Source organism: Candidatus Endolissoclinum faulkneri L5 (assembly GCF_000510265.1).
GTDB classification, from domain to species: Bacteria; Pseudomonadota; Alphaproteobacteria; order Thalassobaculales; family Thalassobaculaceae; genus Thalassobaculum; species Thalassobaculum faulkneri_A.
In genome coordinates, this window is record NZ_CP006745.1 from 261,957 (window position 1) to 286,428 (window position 24,472).

Here is a 24,472-nt window from a genome sequence, read left to right on the forward strand (position 1 = left end):
TCTAAAGTAATACATTGACCACTATTATTAAAACGCTCTATTGATTTGCATTATTTTTAACACTGAGATACGATTTTTAATCGTAGTTACATTGCTCGCTTGTTGTAGATATAGCTCTTATTTAAATAATGTTTTGCTCTACTTTTTAATAAAAGAGCTAAATAAACTTTAGATAATTGTATGAGAGTATGAATTATAGAAGAATGTATCTAAATTTATCTTTCTACGTGAAAATGGCATTAAAGAAAAATATTGCGATTATCTAATTATATAGTTTTCAATTTATAATTACTTGTGTATTATTTAGTTGGATAAAATATTATTTATAATATTTGAATTATTATTAGTTATTTATATAATCTAGGTGTTTATTTTATTAAATTTCTTTTTAATTATACTATTATTATAGTAATTAACAGCCAAATTATTTTGAGGTCTTCTTTTATAAAAGATAATTCTAAATAATTAATTATAAAACTATTTACTTATTCTGCTAATGTCGGCGGTTATTCCATTGTTAATTATTCAATTACTGACAATTTATAAGGTTTTTTGCGTTTGCTATATTAGATTGTTAATAAATTAATATAATTAATCATGTATAACCATATGATTAATTATATTAATTCAATTTGATATAAGAAAAGATAAACGGTGGACCAAGTATTCTTTAGTGCTTAAAGTAAAATTTAACAAAGATTATGTATTTTCTTATGATGCCAATTTGTGTATTAGCTATAAAGTTAGTTTAAAGATAGAAAAACTTTTTTGCTTTGATTTAGAATAAAATATAATTAGAACGCTAATTTTATGCCTTCTATTATGTATTTATATTATTCTTTAATAAAGTTAGATATTGTGTAGGGTTAATATAACCGAATATTATTACACTCGATGAGTATTTATTAAGTGCATACTTACTCTACATATAAGTTATACAGTATTCTTCAAAGTATTATTGTTGTTGACTTGTTGATGTTTTAATTAATTGAAATTATGCTTTTTTAAAGCGGTAATTTACTAATAATGGATTTTATATTAGGTTAGCAAAAATTTAATCCTCGATTATATTTATTTCTAATGTAGAAAAGCAGTATACATGTGATTTAATTATTTAATTTAAACTGATAATTAACAATTTTACTGGAGCTTAATTACATCAATGAGTATACATTATTTGGAGTAAATAATAGAATATAACTTACTTTCAGCTCATTAAGTTAGCTAGATTTTTTTTTGAGAGAAGTGCGCTATTTATGGGGAGATGGAATTAACATTTCATAGCAATGTACAAGTTTACAGTGAATAAGATATGATTGGATAATAATTAATATAGATTAATACTATAAATTAGCTATTAATCTATATTAATTAAGGATAAACTTAAAATTTTTAAGTGAAGTAAATATTTTATTGTTGTTGCCATACTTAACAAAAGTATCGAAGGTGTCAATAAATTATCAGAAAAATAATTCATTATACGAATGGTATTCAAAAATTAACTGCTAATACTTTTAAAAAGTAAAACATAAACTTTAAGAGGTATCACTTTAATTTGTATTATTCTTTAAGTAGCTCTGTTACATAAAATATTAATATTTATTTGCAATCAAGGAACAAAATTAATTAAAAAATATTTAATATGCTCTTAAGAAGTTTTTCTGGCAAAATCTGCCAATATTTTGAAGATTTTTAATTTATTATTTTTTTTTTTGTATTTAATTTTTCTAATACAGTTCTCATTTAGTCAATAATTTTAAATAAATATTAATTTAAAGGATATTTAGTTTTCGAGCTATATAATGACTTTGCTAAATATAATTTAGTAGTTTATAAATTAAAATAGTTGATTTATTATTGTTAGTTTATTGACACACTAGTGTGATAATTTGCTGTACAGTGTGAGATTTCTTCCTTACTTTAAAAATTGCTTTAGCGATTACTAGTTATTGGACTGTGCTTTTAATGCCCAAATTCATGATCGATAAAAATGTTACTTAATTATTATATTGTTATCAGGTAATTTGGTTAATAAGATTCCGTAAATACTGCAAAAAAGATTATATATTATTTATTCTATATTAATTTTTTTAGTCTATGGGTTTATAAGGGTTAGTGTAGAAAATAATCTATAATATTGCATAGACGATAAAATTAGATAAGCAGGATTGTTTAAATGTGGTTGTAATACAGGATAGCATTTATCAATTAAACTCATAAATAAGAAATAACCCTAGCATTATTTAAGTAATGCTAGGGTTATTTTAGCTATCTAGAGGATTAAGTCAAATTCGCTTATAGTTCTATAAATAAAGTCAGCTATTGCTTTTTTATTTTAGTGGATAAATAGAAATACTCATAAATAATAAACATAATCATTATTTATTCTTAACTTACAATACCTATAATCAATTACACACTTGTTTTCTTTTAATTTTAAATTGCTTACTAAGGTCTAGCAAAAACTGGGTTAAGCAAATAAATAAACGAATAATTTGATTATTAATGCTATGTTTTTAACACATTATTCCTACCAATAGAAATTTTGCTAAATGGTATAATTTAAACTTCAATAGCAACAATTTAAAACGCTATAATTAAAATTATAATTTAATACTTCTTGGGCGGGGGTCTCCATAATAATAATATTTATTTAGAATCTAACTAAAATTTCATCTATAGTTCTAGAAATAAGCTTTTTATGAGTATTAGTATTAATGTTTTCTGTAATCAATCTTGCGGTAGCGGCGATTGCAAGATCGACCATTTGATCTTGCACCTCTTGAAAAGCTCTAATTTCATCCACCTTGATCATTTTCATAGCAAAATTTTCTTGATTAGCCATGTATCTAGCCAAACTTATCTCAGCATCTTTTTGCATTTTTATAGCTTCAGATTTAGCTTGATTTATAATGATTTCTGATTCATTTAGCGCGTTACGCTGATGATATCGACAATCTTCATTAATTGCTTGAGTCTTTTTACGAAGTGCTCGAGCCTCCTCGATAGAGGAATAAATTTTTTTAGTTCTTTCATCAATAATGGCCGCAATCACAGGCCAAGCCTTCCAATATGCAATCACTACAAATATGAAAAAAGCGATTGCTCCCCAAAAAGTTGGATCAAGTAACATTAAGTATTCTTTCTCATTATTGCCGTTACAACTTTTGTAACTTTACTCTTACTTATCTGAGTACCAATCAATTTTCTTGTTGCGGCAGCGGCAGCTTCGCAAGCTACGAAGTCTAAGCTATTAAGAGCCTTAGTTTTTTGCTCGATTATAATGGCTTCAGCTGATTTAATTTTTTCTGATGACTTTAATGCTTCCTTTGCATGAGCTCGTTGATTAGCAATTTGGTTAATTGAATTACAAATTATCTCATTAGCTTGCGACCTAGATTCAGCCAAAAATCTTTCGTATTTAATTCTTATTTCATCGGCTTCTTCGCGTAAACTATTAGCTTTATTTATATCACCTTCAATTCGCTTTTGCCTTTCTCTAAGAACAAAAGCTATTCGTGGAATAGCTTTTGTTGACATAATAAAATAAAACAGCAAAAAACTTATAATTAGCCAGAAAATTTGGCTTGAGTATGTACTTGTATCAAATTGCGGTAAACCACTGCTATCGCTTTGTTTTTTTGAAGCTGCCCAAGCTGGGAGTTTGTAAGCAATGCCTGATAAAGCAACCAGCCAGAGGTTGCGGAGATAGTAGATTATTTTGCTGACAATCATATTTGATGATGTTCTTCCTGAGGACTGTCTTTAAGATTAACTAGGAAATTAGCAATTAATTAATTTAAGTAAATAGGATTAAAAATGCAATTAACAGCGCAAACAATGCAACAGCTTCTGTTAGAGCAAACCCTAAAATACCTATGCTGAATACCTCTCCACGAGCTGCTGGGTTGCGCGCTACTGAAGCAATTAGCGTGGAGAATATATTACCGATACCAATACCTACACCCATTAGGGCAACAACAGCGAGACCGGCACCGATCATCTTAGCAGATTCAAGTTCCATTAGCATATTCCTTTTCTAAACAACTTTAATATGTTACAGGGAGAGTACTTTAATGCAAGTAAAGAGCGTCGGATAAATAAATGCAGGTAATGATCGTAAACACATAAGCCTGAAGTACCGCTACAAGCACCTCAAAAGCAGTCAAGGCTACCAAGAATAGCAATGGTACAAAACCAGCTGCACCAAGAGAGATTACAAATCCGCCAAAGACTTTCATCATTGTATGCCCAGCCACCATGTTCGCAAACAATCTTACAGATAGGCTTATCGGACGCGAAAGATAAGATAAAATTTCGATGGGAATCAGCAAAGGAGCCATATATACAGGTGTCCCTGATGGTAAAAAGAATCTGAAGAACTTTGTACCATGCTTAATAATAGCGATAACAGTTATGCCTAAGAAGATTGCTATCGAGATAGCGAAGGTAACAATGATTTGACTAGTGAAAGTATAAGCGTACGGTAGTATACCTAACAAGTTACCCGCCAGAATAAACATAAATAATGAAAAGATCAAAGGAAAGTAAGCCATTCCTTCTATGCCTACATTTTCGGATACTATCTTAGTGGTAAATTCATAAGTCATTTCTGCGAGTGATTGAATTCGATTAGGAATCGTATAACTACTCTTTACCGATTGGGTAAGAAATGCGCTCACTAAAATGGTAGCTATGATCATAAATAGTGCGGAATTGTTAAAGGATATGTCTATGCCAAATAGATGAAGTTCCGCACCAATCGGTTTAATCTGAAACTGTGCAATTGAAGAGACCAACTAAAAACCCCCTTTTCGTTTTAGTTTGCGTTAGGATGGAGCTAAGTGAATCTAAAGTCTTTAGAAAAAGCATTTCGATCAGAAACCTAATGAAAAATAATAAATCAGCAAGCTAGTCAATAAAGTTCTTTCACTTCAGCAGTAGCATTTAAATAATAAAGATTTAACATTTGATCAACTAGCATTTAATCTATATTAATCTGCTTAATCATTTCAGAAATTTTGTTCTCATCTAATAGTTTCCCAACAGACAAATATAACATTTGTTGGCAATTACAGTAATATTAAAAATTAATTACTACTTTAATAAACTTGCTATCGATGGGCAACAAGACAATTATGCAAATTTACCATAAGGTCCTAGAACATTCATTAGCTATGCTAGCTGCTTTCATAAAACGAAATTGTAAGTAGCATCATAGCATACACGAGTTTAAGTAGCATCATAGCATACACGAGTTATGACTTTATGCGCGGAAAATTCTAAAGTCAAGAACGAGATTGCAAAAATAGTCCACGAGATTTATATCCGGATTTGTATTATTCTATTTTACAAAGACAGTTTATTATACAAAGCATACTATTAGTAATACAAAGCATACTATTAGTAGGTTTGTATTACCTTACTAAGGAGTGCGTTATCTCACTAACATAAAATAAAATTTTTTATGTTTAGAGACTACTTTAGCATCGATTGTATTTTTATTAGTAGCTCTTGCTTCAAAAAAGTGAAACGGTATTGGCATTACAGATAGCAAATTTTTTTAAAAACAAAGATGTACTTTGGCAAACCAGAAAAAGCATAATAGTTATGCTGCTAGCTTTCGCTTTTGCTAATAAAATCAACCTGTTGAATGTTAGGTAATTTATTTAAGATTTCTTAATCTTGTTTCTTGAATCCTTTCAAAATTAATAAGTACGATTGATTATGGAGGGGTCTAGTTATTATGTGTATTTAATCTAATATAATAATATCCTAATTTTAGTTGATTTTATCCTGAATTTTTACTAAAGATTGATCCTAATATTAATCGCTCAAGAATAGATTTTCTCGCAGTGTCTTCTACGTTAATGGGTTATCAGTGTAGCTTTCGGCTAGTTATTTTCCTTACAGTCATTGTTTTTTTAAGTTTAAGGTGAAGATCGAAACTTTCTCGAGCAGAGAGTTTATGTTGAGGTGATTATTTAAAACCATTATAGTCTAGAATTCGATATTTTACGATATCTCTCTCTCGTAGAGATTATTCTTTAATTATATCTTAAAAGTTTATTATCAACGATAAAATTAGCATAAAAATATGAACAGATTTACAATCTATCGATTTGTCTCTTTGGGCAGAAATTTGATTCTGATTTAACTACAGTATTGGTTATTTGATTATAAAAGTTATTCAATAAAGCTAAAAGAGAAATATTAGAGAGAGTAATATTCTAAGCTGAGTAATTATTACAATATTTTAGTTTACAATATTTTAGTATAGCTATTTATTATTAAATTGTTTGTAATCAATAATGTTAAATTTATTTGGACTACTAAGTAATATTTATTGAGACTACTAAGTAATATAATAACTTTTGATGTATTTCTTATATCCTTAATATAATGCTGATATGACTTAGGTAATCGACCATTACATCAAAATGCATCGAAGAATGCCATAACGTTAATTGTGTATAAAAGATTAATTTTATTTTTGCATGTATTATATCGCATTCTGAAGTAACTTTAGTGTCCATCCCCGTAAGCTGATCCTTTTTAGTATTGCTTTGATTAGTCAAAATAAGTATCCTGCTTATTATCATCAGTTAACTTGTTGCGTGCGATAATTGCTTCACCTAAAGACCTAAGATGATTTCGTAGATTCATATCACGTATGCCGGTTACCTGAGCGTGAACAGCTGTTTTGTCGCTTTTTTCTAATGTAACCAAGGTTGATCGGTGTAATTTTGGTGATTTTAGTAGCACACCTTGCCGAATTTGTATTCTTGCCACTGTGGCACAGCCTAAGTAACTGTTTATTTTGTCAATGATTTGAGTAGATAAATACTGTATTTCTAGGGCATTACCAGATAGGGAGACAATTTTTAGTATAGCTCCATGACTTTTACCGTATGGGAAATGGAGTGATTCAGGAGCACAGCATTGCGCTAGATTATTGCCAACGATTTGTCTCCACCGCTTAGGTATAATTCCTTTTACGAATCCACGCTTATGAAACAGTGGATCAATTAATTCTGGTGCAAAGTAGGAAAATGGACGTAAGCCGCTACGACGAAGCTTTCTTGTTCTATCCCTTTTTTTTCTAACATTTTGCATGCTTTTGCAGTTAATAAATTAAAGCTTAATAGTTATTATAGAATGTTGAATTTTACTGTTTGTGTTGATGATATCATTTATAATTGAAAATTGTTTAATATCTTCTATAGATTTAGACTGGTAGTTTACCCCAAGGCAATGATTATTTTTGTACGCTTTTAAGCGTATATTCGCTTAGCCAATATTAATTGAAATCATGCTATATTTTTATTCTATATCTAAATATTATCTATATCTAAATATTAAGAACGTAGTATAATAATTGCATCTATATTATAGAGCCAGAAATTAGCAGCAATTTTTGCTAAAAATTTAATTTTGTTTTTTTTAAATAATTGTAGTTTACTAAGCGTTATATTAGTTTTACTCATAATAAAATAATTTTAGCTATAAATATCTACATCACCGGTATCGATTGCTAGTTTACTTATTTTAATTTGCTATTCAAGTTCGTCGAATAGAGCAAAATACTATATAGAAGTCTTCTTATCAACCACAGTGCTGTAGTTTTATTCATTTGTTTCCATAATGTAGATATTTATGTTGTCTTGAAGGTTGCTCCAAGCAGTACCCAGAGAATTTTATTTGCATTCACGTTCAATAGGCATGATATATTTTCTATATTGGACATCGCATAGTGCCTAGCATTTATTATACTTACTCCTAGTAAGTATTGTCTATAAGTTAATTTGATTATTAACGATCCTTTATTTGTTGCATTTAATTTTACTGACTGTATTCAGATTTTATATATAAAATTGTATAAATAAGTAATATTATCTATAAATAAGTAATATTATCAATTAATATTATGGAAAAATTGTATTTTCTATACATAATACTTAAACGTATACTACTAATATTTGCTAATTTGCAGAATACTGAATTTACTAAATACTACTATAATTAATTTATCGTATTTAGGCATTTCATAGATAAATCTTTTAACTATTTTATAATCTACTGGCCAATTGAGAAATTAGGATGTTAATATTTTGCATGCCTATAATATTTGTATATTGCTAAACAATATCCATTTAAACGTTAATTTTGGGTGTGCATTAATGAATGAGCGAATAATATTTTTTAATTTTTATTGTCATAGAGTAAGGAATGATATAGAATAGCGTTAGCTAAATTGATTTTAGCAGATAGTTTTTGAATTATATACATTTTGATCAATTTCTCGTGCAATAATTTTGCTGTTAAGCTTTAAGTAATAAATTAATTTAGCAAGCAGATGATTTATATTTTTGTCTGCTTTTTGCGTGGTATATCTTGCTCAAGTGCGTGTTGATAAAATGAAGTTGAATAATCTTGAGTCGTTCTGGATGCCGTTTACCTCTAATCGCGACTTTAAGCATAATCCTCGCCTACTTGTAAGGGCCGAGGGTGTGTATTATACCACAACAGATGGTAGACAAGTGCTAGATGGTACCTCAGGATTATGGTGTTCTAATGCTGGACACTGCCGCAAGTCAATTGTTGATGCAATTAAAAAACAGGCGGAACTTCTTGACTTTGCTCCAACGTTTCAGATAGGACATCCTTTATCATTCGAGTTTGCTGAACGTTTAATCCATATGGTCCAGGGATTTAGTCACATTTTTTTTACTAATTCTGGATCAGAATCTATTGATACTGCACTGAAGATCGCTTTAGCATATCATTATTCTCGTGGAAGTACGACACGTACTAGATTTATTGCTCGTGAGCGAAGCTATCATGGGGTTAATTTTGGGGGTGTTTCGATTGGTGGAATTTCAGCTAATCGAAAGCAATTTTCTAGCTTGTTAAATGGTGTTGATTATATATGTCATACTCATAATATCAAACATAATGCTTATAGCAAAGGTGAACCGGAATGGGGTATGCATCTAGCCGATGATTTAGAACGGTTGTTTGTTTTGCATGATTCATCTACCATAGCTGCTGTTATTGTCGAACCATTAGCAGGATCTACTGGCGTGCTTGTACCTCCGAAGGGATATCTGGGTCGTTTACGAGAGATTTGTGATGCGCACGACATATTACTGATTTTTGATGAGGTGATTACTGGTTTTGGACGTATCGGTACAGCGTTCGCTAGTGATTATTTTGCTGTAAAACCTGATATCTTTACTACGGCTAAAGGCATTACGAATGCTACAGTCCCCATGGGGGCAGTGTTTTGCCGAAATGGTATTTATGAAGCTTTTATGGATGCGCCGGAAGGTGCTATTGAGTTATTTCATGGATATACATGTTCTGGTCACCCGGTTGCTTGCGCAGCAGGCCTTGCTACTATTGAATTGTACCAAAATGAAGAACTATTCAAGAGATCAGCTGAATTAGCACCTTACTTGGAAGAAGCCGTGCATTCCTTAAAAGGCAATAAACATGTTGTTGATATTCGCAATCTTGGCATGATTGCTGCGATTGAATTAGAAGGCGTCAATAATAAACCCACTGTGCGTGCAATGGAAGCCTTTAAGCAATGTTATGATAAAGGTTTATTGATTCGCACTACCGGTGATACCATTGCATTATCACCTCCGTTAATCATTGAAAAGAATCAGATTGACTTTATTATCGATGTCATTCGCAGAGTACTACGAAGTATAAATTAATTTCTATTAATGACATCGTTGTATTTTTACTTTTGTTTTTTACTGTAATTTATTAGAAAAATTAATTTTTTTTAGAAAAATTTTATAAATAACATAGCATTTGAATAGAGATAATATAGCTTATGGGGTACTACTGCTATTTAGTTTAAGGTTCATATGGTATTCGAAGTTGTTTAATTTAATTAAAAATTCATGCAATTTAGAAAATTGCTCTTTCTCAGAAATAACGCAGATAGTAGTTGATTAAGCTATTAGTTAAGATCTTATAATAATTGTACATTGTAGCTATTTTTGTGTAACAATTTGTATTGTTGAGGTAATTTCATTGGTAAGGCGGTTTGCTTTATGCAGGGATAATTTTTATTGTTAGTTAATGCATAATAGCTCCTAGTGTTGATCGGTTTTTGAGCAAAGTTACATGCATGTTACCTTAATCGGGGAGAGAGGATTTGAACCTCCGGCCCCTGCCTCCCGAAGACAGTGCTCTACCATGCTGAGCTACTCCCCGACTAAATTAGCTATCAAACTTGTTTTTATCGATTATTAAATATTCAATAATTTAACTATACAATATTAAATTTTTTCTTGTTAGCTAAAGCCATCTTCTATAAAAATTTAGTCTCTAATGTATTAAAAGAGAGCTTTTATTATCTGAATAACGTGAATTTTTATTCATTTTTGTAGATTATCATTTGATCATTTCAGATATTATATAGTTTTAGAATATCTATTCAATATGATTTTTATCACGAAAGAATTTTTGCTAGTTTATAAAAATTGATCAGTCTAGAGCTTAATCTTTCGATTAATGAATAATATTTTTCTTTGTTACCTTCTAGCATTAGAATGATAAATTTAGCACATGCTTACATAATTAATAATCTCAAATGATTGTCCAAAGTTTAATACTACCTTTTGTTAATACGCGTAGCAAAAAAAAATTATCGGCATAAACGTTATGCTTAAAGTAAATGAAGAATGTAACTTAGCTTAAAAAAGTATTGAATTGTTAAAAATAATCCAAAATTGATAGACCACTCCGTAACCATAGTTACTAGTCTATTATTTTAGATTTTGTGTTAGGTTTGCAGATCAAAGCTTGTGCGATTTCAATCAGTATAGGTAAGTAGTTTAAAGCTAGGTACTGAGAGTGCTGTAATTTTTGGTTAAACTTCTGATCTCATTTTCTCCGTATCGTAGGCTAGCGATGAAGCTAACCAACGCTCTACTGATTTTGTTGGCATTCCCTTTCGCTGAGCATAATCTTCAACTTGATCTCGTTCAATTTTACCGAGGCCAAAATAGCGAGCAGATGGATGAGAAAAATACCAACCAGAAACTGATGAGGCTGGCCACATAGCAAATGATTTAGTTAGGTTAACACCTACTTGCTTTTCAGCGTCCAGTAAATCAAATAGGGTTTTCTTTTCAGTGTGATCTGGACAGGCTGGGTAGCCAGGCGCTGGGCGAATTCCTCGGTAGTCTTCTGCGATGAGACGTTCGTTGGATAGATCCTCATCGGGCGCATAACCCCAAAATTCGCGACGTACTCTCTCATGTAAACGTTCAGCAAAAGCTTCTGCGAGACGGTCTGCTAGTGCTTTTAATAGAATAGAATTGTATACATCTCCAATTTCTTCAAAATTTTTGGCCTTTTCTTGAATTTCTTTGCCGGCAGTAACAGCAAATCCTCCTAACCAATCGTTGCCACTAGGCGATATGTAGTCAGATAAAGCTAGATTTGCTCTATTTGAATCGCGTGGAATTTGTTGGCGTAAAGTGTGAACAACAAACTCCCCATCACTAGTCGTCAGTAGGATATCATCCATCTCAGCTTTTGCTGCCCAAAAACCTATCACTGCACGAGGTCTAGCCCATTCGTTATCTATTATTTGTTTTAACATATCTTTAGCGTCGTTCCATAACGAGCTAGCGGTCTTGCCAACAACTGGATCATCAATGATATCAGGAAAACGTCCTCGCAGCTCCCAAGTAGCGAAGAAGGGGTGCCAATCGATTCTATTGATCAATTCTTGTAGTGGATAATTATCAAACACCTTAATACCTTCAAAAGTAGGCTTGGGTGGTTGATAGTTGATCCATTCAAATTTCGATCTGTTAGACCGAGCCGCATCGATTGTAATTCTATTACGATCGATGCGGCTAATGTATCTTTTCTCAGCTATACTATGATATTCGGCGCGGATACTTTTCGCATAAGCGAAGCGTCTATTGGACGATAGCAATTCCTGAACTACTCCTACTGAACGGCTAGCATCTGTCACATGCACAACTGGCCCATTATATGTTGGATCAATTTTTACTGCTGTATGTATCTTCGAAGTTGTGGCTCCACCAATCAGTAATGGCAATTCTAGTTTTTCACGCTGCATTTCAGATGCGACATACACCATCTCATCTAAGCTCGGAGTAATTAGACCCGAAAGACCAATAATATCTACTTTTTCTTTAACAGCAACTTCTAATATTTTCGCGCAAGGCACCATTACTCCTAAGTCAATAACTTTATAGTTATTACATTGCAATACAACACCAACGATATTTTTGCCTATGTCGTGAACATCGCCATTGACAGTAGCCATTAAGATCGTACCCTTCCCAGGGCGCCCCGCATCTTTTTTCTTTTCGATATAAGGCAGCAAGATAGAGACAGCCTTTTTCATAACACGGGCTGATTTTACTACTTGAGGCAAGAACATCTTTCCTGCGCCAAACAAATCACCTACTAAGTTCATGCCGTTCATTAGCGGGATTTCAATGACTTGAATTGGCTGGTCGTATTTTTTTCGCGCTTCCTCTACATCTATATCAACAAAATCGCTAATGCCGTGTACTAAAGCATGCTCTAGACGTTTATCTACGGTCTGTTCACGCCATGTATGATCAATTATCTTGGTAATTCCGCTAGAACCGCGATACCTTTCAGCAATCTCTAGCATTCGATCAGTAGCATTATTGGATCGGTTTAGTAAAACATCCTCAATTCGTTCTCGCAAATCCTCAGGGATATTCTGATACACAGGCAGAGATCCTGCATTAACGATAGCCATATCTAGCCCAGCTTTGATTGCATGGTACAAAAAGCAAGCGTGCATAGCTTCACGCACCACGTTATTACCGCGGAATGCAAAAGATACGTTGGATACACCCCCTGAAACATGAGCGTATGGCAGGTTTTTTTTAATTAACTTAGTACCTTCGAAGAAGGCTCGTGCATAATCGTTATGCTCATCGATACCAGTTGCTACAGCAAAAATGTTTGGGTCAAAGATGATATCTTCGGGAGGAAAATCAATTTCTTTTAATAGGATGTCGTAGGCTCGCTTGCAGATCGCATATTTGCGTTCAGCGGTCTCAGCCTGACCTTGTTCATCAAAAGCCATAACTACCATAGCCGCTCCATAACGGCGTACTAATCTCGCCTGCTTAAGAAACTGTTCTTTACCTTCTTTCAGGCTTATTGAATTAACAATGCTTTTACCCTGTAGGCATTTTAAACCAGCCTCTATTACTGACCATTTAGAGCTATCTATCATTATCGGTACGCGGCTAATGTCTGGCTCACTAGCGATCAAGTTTAAGTATGTGGACATTTCAGCTTCGCTGTTAAGCAAGCCTTCATCCATATTCACGTCAAGGATTTGAGCACCGCCGTCCACCTGTTGTCGGGCAATTTCAAGAGCAATATCATATTGACTTTCAGAGATTAGTTTGCGAAAACGCGCCGAGCCAGTAACGTTAGTTCGCTCTCCTATGTTGACAAATGTACTAGTGATTCTTGTCACAATGTGCTCCTTAGGTCAAATGGTTCCAGACCAGATAAGCGTAGTCGGCGCGATAGATGAGGTACAACACGTGGGGTTATGCCACGCACACGATTAGAAATCGCTGCTATATGTGCTGGAGTTGTCCCACAACAACCGCCGACTATATTTACTAATCCTTCTTTTGCCCATTGAGCAATATGGGAAGCGGTCTGTTCTGGTTTCTCATCATAACCACCAAATTCGTTCGGTAAGCCAGCATTGGGGTGTGCTGAAATCATGACATCAGCTACTCGAGATAGCTCAGCTATATGTGGGCGTAGATCTTTAGCTCCTAGCGCGCAGTTAAAGCCAACGCTAAAAGGATTGACATGACGTAGCGAATTCCAGAACGCTTCTGGTGTTTGCCCAGAGAGGGTACGACCAGAAAGATCAGTAATAGTACCACTCAGCATAATCGGTAGTTTAACATCTAATTTGTCAAAAGCCTGCTCGATTGCAAACAAAGCCGCTTTTGCATTAAGTGTATCGAAGATAGTCTCAACCAGGATTATATCAACGCCGCCTTCGATGAGTGCTAAAGTTGCTTCAAGATAAGCATCGCGAAGCTTATCAAAAGTGATATTACGTGCTCCTGGATCAGAAACGTTTGGTGAGATTGATGCGGTGCGATTAGTTGGTCCAAGACATCCGGCTACGAAAGTTCTTACTCCTTTTGCAACACATACTTTATCAGCGGCACGGCGGGCTATTCGCGCACCTTCGAAATTAATTTCTCTTGCTAAATGAGCAAGGCCATAATCCGCTTGGCTGATCGATGTTGCATTGAAAGTATTAGTTTGAGCAATATCAGAGCCCGCATTAAAATATTGAAGATGTATATCTTCAATTTTATCTGGTTGAGATAAGTTCAATATATCATTGTCCCCCTTTAGCGCATGGCTCGCATCAGTGAAACGCTCTCCGCGAAAATCATTCTCTGTTAAGCTCATTTTTTGAATCATAGTACCCATAGCACCGTCTAAGATAACGATTCTCTGTTTAGTAAGATGCGAAAGTTGCAATGCATCTGCAGTCATCCACTCTCTCCAAATTTATCAATAACCACAAGCAATATTCCACATCTCCGTTTAGTTTTTAGTATTTCAGACATAATATAGTTACTTTGAGTTTCCTTAGCCACCAGCAGCGATATCTTCTATCAGAGATAAGGCAGAGATAAGGATGCTGCGGAAATAAGGATAGATTTGTAATGACATATTATTGTTCCAAGCTACACCAAAGTCTTTTTGTATTCTAAACATCCCTAATACCACAACACAAGCAGCAAAATTACATAAAAACACTTCGAGTTAGCTTTTGTTTGTTTCATATTCAATATCTTAAAATTATTTTTATTGGTTAATATCGCTAAGCTAATCAATAAAATTCACTTAATAAGATTACAGCGCTATTTGCTAGCTTCTACAAAATCATGCTATGATTAGATTAAGGTTAAAAATAGAATTTTACTGATTCATGTTCTGCTGTTGAACTAAAACTAATTGATAATATCTTAATATATAATATCTTAATATATTAGATAACATCACAGTGATAACAAACATCACAGTGATAACATCACAGTTTTTCATTATTAGCTTTATAACTCTTAGTTTTATTAGCAAGGATATTTTTGTTTAAAACTATGTTTCAGCATATTCAAAGAAGAACTATTCATCATTCAGCAAAAAACTGGCAAGCCAGGGATGAAAGACCATTACTTATAGTCTTTTGCTTATTGCGTAGCTCGAACTAGCTATTACTCAAGTTACATTTTGCATTATGGGGTCGTCGCCCAAGACGACGACAAATGGCGCTGGTAAGTTGTGAACGGTTTAATGTGTAAAAGTGGAAGTCTTCTACTCCTTCTGTCATGAGTTTCATGCACAGGTCACTAGCAGTGGCAGCGGCGACAAGCTGACTAGTTTCTGGATCTTCGTCTAAGCCGTCAAATAGATCCACGATCCATTTAGGTATTACAGCACCACAAGACTTAGAAAAATGTAAGACCGTCTTAAATTTTATGATCGGTAATATACCAGGCACGATTGGTACGTTGATTCCAGCTTTAGTACAAAGGTCACGAAATCGTAGGAAAGTATCAGCTTCAAAAAAATACTGTGTAATAGCCCGATTTGCCCCTTCATCGATTTTGCGTTTTAAGTTTTCCAGATCAGCGGCAACACTTGGACTATCCGGATGAACGTCCGGATATGCCCCGACAGAAATTTCGAAATCGCCCATCTTACGTAAACCAGCAGTTAATTCTGCTGCATTTGCATATCCATTTGGATGCGGTTGGTATTTCTCAGCTCCTGCTGGGGCGTCGCCTCGTAGAGCGACGATGTGCTTAATACCTGCTGCTTGCCAGGCACGAACAATTTCGTTAATTTCTTCCCGAGTTGCTCCGACGCAGGTAAGATGGGCTGCTGGAGTCAGTGTGCTTTCTTCTGCTAAGCGCTTAATAATACGGCTGGTACCTTCGCGTGTACTGCCGCCTGCTCCATACGTTACTGAGGCAAATGAAGGACGATATGCCTCCAGACAGGATACAGTACGCAATAAATTTGCTTCACCTTCTTTATCCTTTGGTGGGAAGAACTCAAAGCTAACGTTTGGCGTGTTAAACATAACGCTTATACCTTCGATATACCGCCATTCAATCACTTGGCAGTTATGTTTTTGATTATTAGTTTAGTTGCCAAATATAGTTTCGCATAAAGATTAGGAATATTTAGTTAATGTGATAAAAATAACTAACGATCCTTTAACTTAGAAGGCGATATTATTCCTTCGGTTAATAGCTGTAACCGAAAAATTTTGTTGATTATTTTGTTTATAAAATTTTTTGCGGAGTGAGGTAATATCATAAAAATATAACGCTTAAGCCAACATAATATTATAATATTCGGTGGCATAGACGATAAAGATGCAAAAGTTCTCATGCTTTACTGCAAATTAAATGTATTGCTAAGAATCACAATACATAACATTGTCACAGTGATGCTTTGTGATTTTAAGTATTGACTTTAGCTATGTTTTGGCCACAAGTAATATCATTGGCAAGTATGCCGACTATATATAATTCCCTAATTAGGTTGTTTGGTCAAAAATACTTCAAGTTACAGGAGTTTTATACTCCTGTGTTGTGCGTTTAACAACAAGGTTGATTTGTATTTAATCAATCATAAAACAGTCTAAGCATACTACTGCGTAGATAAAATACATTTTTTACATTAGTCTTAGCCATTCGGGAAGAATGACTAAGACTAATGAGATATTTTCCCAAAACTATTCATTTTTGTTTATCTTGACAATTGCGGATTACGTATTCTCCAGTAAGTTTATCATATATTAGTTCGATCGTATCACTTTGATCCTGCCGGCTAGATTTACGGCTAGTCATGTTGTTCGTTAAAATGCGATTTTTACATTCGCGGTAAATCCAACAAATCGCATATAATACGCCCGACACAACGCCAATAATAATCGTTAAAGTGAGAAATTTTAACATATTAAAAATAATTATATCTTAAAATTAATCTAGCAAAATAATAGCAATTTTATTGTTCCCTCACCAGAGTTATGGTTTAATTGATGCAATAAATAATTAGTTTGCTTACACTCTCTCATCCATTAACTATTTTAGGTTGAGCGGTAATAGTTATCAGTACGCACTATAATTTAAGTAACACTTATTATAATTGCTAGATACCTTGTTAGTTATTACTATATAACAGTAGTAATCATAATTTAGCTAATGCTATCCTGGCCAAGCGTTCGCTTCTATAATTTTATCGCGCAAATTTATAATTTTTATATTATTCAATGGTGTTTTAGTTAATGTTTAATGTAATTTGTGCACTTTATGAAAAGTATAACTAATACATCCTAAGTAAAGATTAATATCATTCAAGATATAGATGATTTCTTACTGTTATTCTAAAATCTAGTTTATTTATCATATTGTACAATTTTTTATATAATTAAGCCTTATCTACATACGATAACTGGATATATTATGGTTATATAATTTTAGGCTAATTGTTAATTTACTTGCTAATTGAAATTATCGGAGATATAGAGCATTATATGTTAAGGTAATTACACATTAAGAGCATAGATTGATGTATTTTAATGTTAAGGTAATTACACATTAAGAGCATAGATTGATGTATTTTATCTTATTGGCTAGCTTTTTTCTAAAGATTGATAGGTGCACCACGTAAAATGGCTTCTACTTTTGAGGTGTAATTCCCATTGGGTTCATGAAGAAGAAGACCTGAAGTAAGTCGCATGGGCGCCCGGCTGCTGCGAACAGCTTGAACTAGTACTCGCCTAGCATCACGACCTGCTTTGGGAAAGAGGGGAAATACAACAATTGACCCAAATCCGTGGGTTAACGTACTCAAAATTTCATTAAGGCGATCTGCGCGATTTATTAAAGTTATCGTCCCTTTATGTCTCAGGCAACGCTGTGCGACAATAATCCAATCGGCTAATCTTGCCCAAATCTCCACACGTGATGTCGATCTTTTAGTGTTCGGTGAAGGATATCCACGATTGGTTGGCATATATGGCGGATTTGCAACGACATGATCAATCTGACCAGTTTCCCAGGTGCATGGGAGGTTAGTTAAATCATTTGTTTCGATACGTCCTGTAAGACCGTTTGCTGACATAGTTCGTCGCGCCATATCAGCCATTGCCGGATCGCGTTCTACGCCAATCACTTCTACACCATTGACGCGTTCAGCTATACAAGCACAAACTGCACATGCACCACAGCCCAAATCAACTACCTTATCACCTGTTCTTGCGGGTACTGCGGCAGCAAGCAAGACTGAATCAATAGCCACTCTATATCCATTCTTTGGTTGAACTAGTCGTACTCGTTTGTTAAGCAAAAAGCTCTCAATAGTTTCTACCTTTGTGGTATCGATCACCTAAAATTTACTTCCTTTATGCTCTAAACTTATTTCACAAAGATAACCCGCAATATAAAATAAAATCCCAGCATAAAAATTAATTAGAGCGCAATCTGCCAAGTTAAAAAAAATGAATAATTGAAAAAGATTTTTATTCTATAGAACTTAATAGTGCAAAAAATAATTCTTACTAATCTTAGAATCATCTATGTATGCTATACATAGCAATTTCCTTATACCCATTTCGATAATCTTTAATGGTTTTTGAAAATAGCAAGTTTTACTAGATGTGTCTGCTTAATGTGTCTGCTTATTAGCTTTTTCTCAAAAAAAATGAGTACGACTGATTGGAATTACGTTAATATAATACTGAGTCTTAACGTTAATATAATACTGAGTCTTAATTATTCCCGATTGATTTACTCCTTATCGTTTTTTCTATGCAAGCATTTATAGTATGCAATTTAAGTTAACGTCGCATGAGGAAAACGTGTCAGTTATTACCTCCATAGCACCCCAGTTTGGGCTATATAATCACTGCTGTAGGTCCAATTTTGACGCTTTGCATACGCTTGTCAAGGATGATCTTCTAGATGTTAACAGTACTATAATCAGCAAAATGCAAAGCTCAATAGAATTAATTCCTCAAATCGCCGGACATATTGTTACTTCAGGGGGCAAAAGACTGCGCCCTATGCTAACTTTAGCATCGGCTGGTTTGGTGGGATACGAGGGTACTCGACATATAGATCTTGCTGCTTGCGTTGAGTTTATTCATACTGCTACTCTCTTGCATGATGATGTAGTAGACCAAAGCAATTTGCGTCGTGGTCAAGGTACTGCTAACGCTGTTTGGGGCAATCAGGCTAGCGTGTTAGTCGGTGACTTTTTATTGAGCCGTGCTTTTCAGATTATGGTGGCAGATGGCTCTTTGAAGGTTCTGAAGATTTTATCTGATGCGTCCGCAGTGATTGCGGAAGGCGAAGTGCATCAAACAATAATCAAGAACGACCTTGAAACTGCTGAAACTGCTTATTTTCAAATTATCGAAAATAAAACCGCTGTACTTTTTGCCGCTGCAGCCCAGATAGGCGCAGTAATTGCTGAGCGCCCAGAACGAGAAGAGCGAGCGCTGGAAGCATTCGGTCGTAATCTGGGGGTAGCATTTCAACTTACGGATGATGTGCTTGACTATTCTGCTGAGCAGCTTATACGCGGCGACGATTTTCGAGATGGCAAGATCACTTTGCCAGTTATATTGGCTTATGCAGCTGGCAATGATGAAGAGCGTGCATTTTGGCGTCGCACAATCGGCGATCTGAAACAGAATGAGGAAGATTTGACTCACGCTCAGTCATTAATGTTACATCATGGTACTTTATCGAAAACCTTAAAAAGGGCTCGTGAGTATGCAAATGCTGCGCATCGCAATTTAAGCTTATTTGCACCTACCGCGCATCGTATAGCTATGAACGAAGTAATTGATTTTTGTGTTGATCGTGTTTATTGATGGCTCTTGGTGAGTCATAAAATCTAATTTCGCTTAAAAGCAAGATTAATTTTGCTGCTTTAGGAGAGATTAGATTGTATGTTAAACTTGTACTTTAATACATTTGCTTATACATCAAAATCATTACGGGGTAAGTTTTTATTGTGACAATTATTTTGCTATTTTAGTCTTAATCTTGTAACCTTACTCGCACAAATCTGTCATGGACAATTTTATGTAATGTTTATAAACTATCGCTTATAATTAGATATTGATCATGTTGCCGCTGTTCTTTTAAGTTCCTTAAAAACAATATTTTTATTAACTTAAATATTCAGTATTAGAGTATTCTTGCTGAACAAGATACTTAGATAATTATACCACCTAATGATATGGCTTAGCGCTAAATATCGCAACTACGCTTATAGTCTTGGGTATAACTGTTTTTAATTAGAACACTATAGATTAAGTTTGTTGCGCCGGATTCGCTGTATATTAAAAGCGCATATCTGATGCTTTAAGTAAAGCTAAAAGAAATCGCACAGTTTTAATCTAAGTAAAAAAGTTTGGTTAGCAAAGGAAAAGACTATGCTATTTTGCTTAGCAATTTACCAACAACTCGCCGTCTTAAGAAAATCATCTACCATCAATTTATGTATAGCTTTTCCTGTAACATTAATACAATTTATTTATTTTTGCATATCATTTAGAATTGGGAGCATAATTCACCTGCGGTTCTTTTTCATTAGAAATCTCGCAATTTTATCGAAATAATTCAAGGTTATATTTGATAGATTTAACCCGTTAACTTAATTAGGAAGAGTATGACGTAAACTTTTTTAATCTTTTTAGAATATTTGCTTGCTTCAATGATACAGATTACTTACTTAACGAACTTTTGTTGTATCTTAAATATTGACAAATAAAATATCAATAACTTGGCTCCTTCTAGTAAACTAGATAAAAATTTTAGGTTTTTAGGGAGTAAAGAATGAACTTGAGATGCACTTTTCCGAAAAAGGCTGCTGCTAATACAGTCGCAGTAGCATTCGTATTACTTATTTTTGTTTGTATGCAATCAAAAGCCTACGCTGAAATAATTTTGCGTGCAGTCATGCATTCGGATCTGAAGATTATCGATCCAATATGGACTACGGCATATATGTCGACCAACTATGGATACATGGTTTATGATACTTTATTTGCGATGGATAGTAAAAATATAGTCCATCCTCAGATGGTTGATACTTATGTCGTAAGCGATGACAAGTTAACATACACTTTGACTTTGCGTGAAGGTTTGAAATGGCACGATGGAACACCGGTAACTTCTGATGATTGCATCGCTTCAATCAAGCGTTGGGGTTATAAGGATTCTATGGGCCAGAAATTGATGGAGTTTATTGCTAAATTTAATGTAGTTAACAACAAAACCTTTGAGATCAAGCTTAAAGAACCTTACGGATTGGTATTGGACTCGCTTGCTAAGCCAAGTGCAAACGTTCCTTTTATTATGCCCAAAAGGGTAGCAGCTATTCCAGCTAGCGAACAGATTACTGACTATACTGGATCTGGTCCATTTGTTTTTGCATTTGACGAATGGAGGCCGGGTGATGTGACGGTTTTCAAGAAGTTTAATGGTTATGTTCCGCGTATCGAACCTGCAGACTGGGGATCGGGTGGTAAAGTTGTAAACGTAGATCGGGTTGAATGGCATTCAATAAAAGATCACCAGACTGCGGTAACCGCCCTAATTGAGGGAGAAGTTGATTATATTGAATCACCCCCTGCCGAATTACTACCTTTGTTTGAAACAGAGAAGAATATTACTACAAGAATTTTGAACCCACTTGGCAATCAATTTATGTTTAGACTTAACTGGTTGCATCCCCCTTTTAATAATGTAAAAGCGCGCCGAGCAGCGCTGGCAGCGATAGATCAGCTGAGCTTTTTACAGGCGACTGTTGGTAACCCGAAATATTACGAGGAATGCCCAGCAATATTTTCCTGCCGCAGTGAACTAGCAACTGATAAAGGTGCTAATATTTTGATGAAGTCGGATATTAAACTGGCTAATAAGTTGCTAGCAGAGTCTGGATACGATGGTAGGCCTATAGTAGTGATGCATTCGACTGACGTAGATATTTTGAATAATTTAGGACCAGTAGTTGCAGATAAGCTGCGTTCAGCTGGATTTAACGTCGATCTTCAAGCTATGGATTGGCAAACGATTGTAGCACGTCGTGCAAAAAGAGATAAGCCAGCTGATGGTGGATGGAATATTTTTATGACCTCCTGGGCTACGGCTGACATTATGAACCCGATCGTATCAGCCGGCCTTAATGCAAGCTGTGACAAAGCCTGGTTTGGTTGGCCTTGCGATGATAAGGTGGAGCAATTGCGGGATAGATTTGTTCGTGCAACTAATCGTGAAGCTCAGAAGAGTATCGCTGAGGAATTGCAAGTTCGCGCGATGGAAATCGTCACTCATGCTCACGGCGGCCAGTACTATAGGCCCTCCTCCTGGAGGAACGATAAGTTGTCTAATGTGATCGGCGGGCCATTCCCAATTTTTTGGAACTTAACAAAGGCCAAATAGCCTCTCACCTTTGACCAAGTGGGGACTGCATGTTCGGTTTTGTCGTCAATCGATTGCTTGCCACAATTCCAGTTATGATGATAGTGACGATATTTGTATTTTTGTTTTTGCGTTTAGCACCTGGCGACCCAGCAGCAGTACTGGCCGGGGATAACGGATCACCACAGCAGATCATTGAAATTCGTGAGAGACTTGGCCTTAATCAGCCAGTTTTAGTACAATTTGGAACCTGGATACTTGGAATTGCTAAAGGAGATTTTGGAAAATCTTACTTTTTTAAAAAGCAAGTTTCAGAACTAATACTTTTACGTGTTGAGCCTACTATAGCTTTGGCAACTACTACTCTTATTATAACAATCTTAGTGGCAATTCCTATAGGTGTAATTGCAGCTTATAAGCATGATACATGGATTGACTGGATAATTATGACTTTATCAGTTGTTGGTTTTTCGATTCCCGCTTTTGTGCTTGGTTACATACTAATCTATTTGTTTGCTATTGAGATCAATCTATTTCCTGTTCAAGGATACAAACCGCTTGCCGAAGGCTTTTGGCCATTTTTGCACCAATTAATTCTTCCTAGCTTAACGATCAGTGCAATATATATTGCACTGATCGCTCGCATAACTCGCGCAAGTATACTTGAGGTTTTAGGCGAAGATTATATTCGTACTGCTTATGCAAAGGGCCTGAAGCCTAACAGCGTGCTTCTTAAGCACGCTCTACGTAACGCAGCAGTGCCAATAGTTACTGTAATCGGTATTGGCATAGCTCTTCTAACAGGTGGAGTTATAGTAACTGAAAGTGTCTACAATATACCTGGCATTGGTCGTCTAATTGTGGATGCGGTTCTGAATCGCGATTATCCAACAATTCAAGCGATTGTTATATTGTTTTCTTTTTTCTATGTGATAGTCAACTTACTAGTTGATTTAACCTATAGTTTACTTGACCCAAGGATCCGATATTGACCGAAGGCATAGAAAAAATAGTACCTCCTGCTGGATCAGCTTATGTCGTTATGCGTATAGCGAAGATCTGCCAACAGCTTACTCGCAATTACAGTGTCATGTTTGGTGCAATAGTGCTTGGATTTGTGATATTCATTGCTATTTTTGCTCCTTATTTGGATACTATGGATCCAGGTGCTATTGACCTAGCTTGGCGAAATAATAAACCAGGAGTAAAGCATTTTACGATTCTTCCTGATGGGACAGTGCAAGAGTGGACCTACCGAATGGGTACCGATACTTTAGGTCGCGACACCTACAGTCGAGTAATTTATGGCGCACAGGTTTCGCTTGCTGTTGGTTTCCTGGTAGCTATGTTATCGCTTGCTATCGGTTTGGTTATTGGTCTTGTTGCGGGTTATATTCGTTGGCTTGACGCTATTGTTTTGCGATTAATGGATGGGTTAATGGCTATTCCAGGCATATTGCTAGCCATCACTATGGTTTCTTTAGTTAATGCAAGCTTACTAACCTTGATTTTAGCCATTGCTATTCCAGAAATTCCTCGAGTAGTAAGGCTGGTTCGTTCAATTGTGTTGTCGATAAGAGATGAACCCTATGTGGAGGCTGCAGTATCTGTTGGTACAAGATTGCCTATGATTCTTCTTCGCCATTTGTTGCCAAATATTGTTGCACCTTTGATTGTTATGGGTACATATATTTGTGGTTCAGCGATTTTGGTAGAAGCAGTTTTAAGCTTTTTGGGTGTAGGTATTTCACCAGAAACTCCTACATGGGGCAATATCATGGCTGAGGGGCGATTACTCTTTCGTATTTATCCACACAACATATTATTTCCTGGAATTTTTCTTGCAGCTACTCTGTTGGCGATAAATATGCTGGGTGATGGATTGAGGGATACTCTTGATCCACGTATGCGTAAGCGATTATAAA

General features: G+C 34.9%; 15 protein-coding genes and 1 tRNA gene. 5 read left to right on the plus strand and 11 right to left on the minus strand.

Going from position 1 to position 24,472, the window contains the following annotated elements; translation table 11 throughout:
- Positions 1 to 2,653: 2,653 nt before the first annotated feature.
- The 5 genes from P856_RS00865 to P856_RS00890 form a co-directional block, all read right to left on the minus strand.
- Positions 2,654 to 3,133, minus strand: coding sequence for a F0F1 ATP synthase subunit B family protein (locus P856_RS00865; protein ID WP_025300295.1), 480 nt, complete (start codon positions 3,131 to 3,133; stop codon positions 2,654 to 2,656).
- A complete protein-coding gene (locus P856_RS00870; RefSeq protein WP_025300296.1) occupies positions 3,133 to 3,735 on the minus strand; it encodes a F0F1 ATP synthase subunit B family protein in 603 nt (200 codons plus the stop codon). Before P856_RS00870 ends, P856_RS00865 begins: the two co-directional genes overlap by 1 nt.
- A 64-nt stretch (positions 3,736 to 3,799) precedes the next feature.
- Positions 3,800 to 4,024 carry an ATP synthase subunit C family protein gene (locus P856_RS00875; protein WP_015087984.1) on the minus strand — a complete coding sequence of 75 codons (225 nt, stop codon included), beginning with the start codon at positions 4,022 to 4,024 and terminating at the stop codon, positions 3,800 to 3,802.
- A 49-nt stretch (positions 4,025 to 4,073) separates the two neighbouring features.
- Positions 4,074 to 4,799 carry a F0F1 ATP synthase subunit A gene (locus tag P856_RS00880; RefSeq protein ID WP_025300297.1) on the minus strand — a complete coding sequence of 242 codons (726 nt, stop codon included), beginning with the start codon at positions 4,797 to 4,799 and terminating at the stop codon, positions 4,074 to 4,076.
- Between the two features lie 1,771 nt (positions 4,800 to 6,570).
- Entirely contained in the window at positions 6,571 to 7,116 is a 546-nt protein-coding gene (locus P856_RS00890; protein ID WP_025300299.1) for a DUF721 domain-containing protein, read from the minus strand.
- 1,301 nt (positions 7,117 to 8,417) lie between these two features.
- On the opposite strand from P856_RS00890, the gene aptA reads away from it, so the two are divergent.
- Positions 8,418 to 9,725, plus strand: a complete 1,308-nt coding sequence (gene aptA, locus P856_RS00895; RefSeq protein ID WP_227028692.1) for an omega-aminotransferase AptA — start codon at positions 8,418 to 8,420, stop codon at positions 9,723 to 9,725.
- Between the two features lie 434 nt (positions 9,726 to 10,159).
- On the opposite strand, the gene P856_RS00900 is transcribed toward aptA, so the two are convergent.
- The 6 genes from P856_RS00900 to P856_RS00920 form a co-directional block, all read right to left on the minus strand.
- Positions 10,160 to 10,233, minus strand: a tRNA-Pro gene (locus P856_RS00900).
- 658 nt (positions 10,234 to 10,891) lie between these two features.
- A complete protein-coding gene (gene metH / locus P856_RS00905) occupies positions 10,892 to 13,531 on the minus strand; it encodes a methionine synthase (protein ID WP_025300301.1) in 2,640 nt (879 codons plus the stop codon).
- On the minus strand, positions 13,528 to 14,589 hold the full coding sequence (locus tag P856_RS00910) for a homocysteine S-methyltransferase family protein (protein ID WP_025300302.1): 1,062 nt from the start codon (positions 14,587 to 14,589) through the stop codon (positions 13,528 to 13,530). Before P856_RS00910 ends, metH begins: the two co-directional genes overlap by 4 nt.
- A gap of 96 nt (positions 14,590 to 14,685) precedes the next feature.
- Positions 14,686 to 14,856: a hypothetical protein gene (locus P856_RS04455; protein ID WP_158380567.1), complete on the minus strand. Its 171-nt coding sequence runs from the start codon at positions 14,854 to 14,856 to the stop codon at positions 14,686 to 14,688.
- A gap of 448 nt (positions 14,857 to 15,304) precedes the next feature.
- Entirely contained in the window at positions 15,305 to 16,183 is an 879-nt protein-coding gene (metF, locus tag P856_RS00915; protein ID WP_025300303.1) for a methylenetetrahydrofolate reductase [NAD(P)H], read from the minus strand.
- 1,571 nt (positions 16,184 to 17,754) lie between these two features.
- Positions 17,755 to 18,498, minus strand: a complete 744-nt coding sequence (locus tag P856_RS00920) for a tRNA1(Val) (adenine(37)-N6)-methyltransferase (protein ID WP_025300304.1) — start codon at positions 18,496 to 18,498, stop codon at positions 17,755 to 17,757.
- 472 nt (positions 18,499 to 18,970) lie between these two features.
- Here P856_RS00920 and P856_RS00925 point away from each other — a divergent pair, with 472 nt between their 5' ends.
- From P856_RS00925 to P856_RS00940, 4 genes are all read left to right on the plus strand, one after another.
- Positions 18,971 to 19,990 carry a polyprenyl synthetase family protein gene (locus tag P856_RS00925; RefSeq protein WP_025300305.1) on the plus strand — a complete coding sequence of 340 codons (1,020 nt, stop codon included), beginning with the start codon at positions 18,971 to 18,973 and terminating at the stop codon, positions 19,988 to 19,990.
- A gap of 970 nt (positions 19,991 to 20,960) precedes the next feature.
- Complete coding sequence (locus tag P856_RS00930; protein ID WP_025300306.1) at positions 20,961 to 22,568, plus strand: ABC transporter substrate-binding protein; 1,608 nt, start codon at positions 20,961 to 20,963, stop codon at positions 22,566 to 22,568.
- A 29-nt stretch (positions 22,569 to 22,597) separates the two neighbouring features.
- On the plus strand, positions 22,598 to 23,539 hold the full coding sequence (locus P856_RS00935; protein ID WP_025300307.1) for an ABC transporter permease: 942 nt from the start codon (positions 22,598 to 22,600) through the stop codon (positions 23,537 to 23,539).
- Complete coding sequence (locus P856_RS00940; protein WP_025300308.1) at positions 23,536 to 24,471, plus strand: ABC transporter permease; 936 nt, start codon at positions 23,536 to 23,538, stop codon at positions 24,469 to 24,471. Before P856_RS00935 ends, P856_RS00940 begins: the two co-directional genes overlap by 4 nt.
- Position 24,472 lies beyond the last annotated feature (1 nt).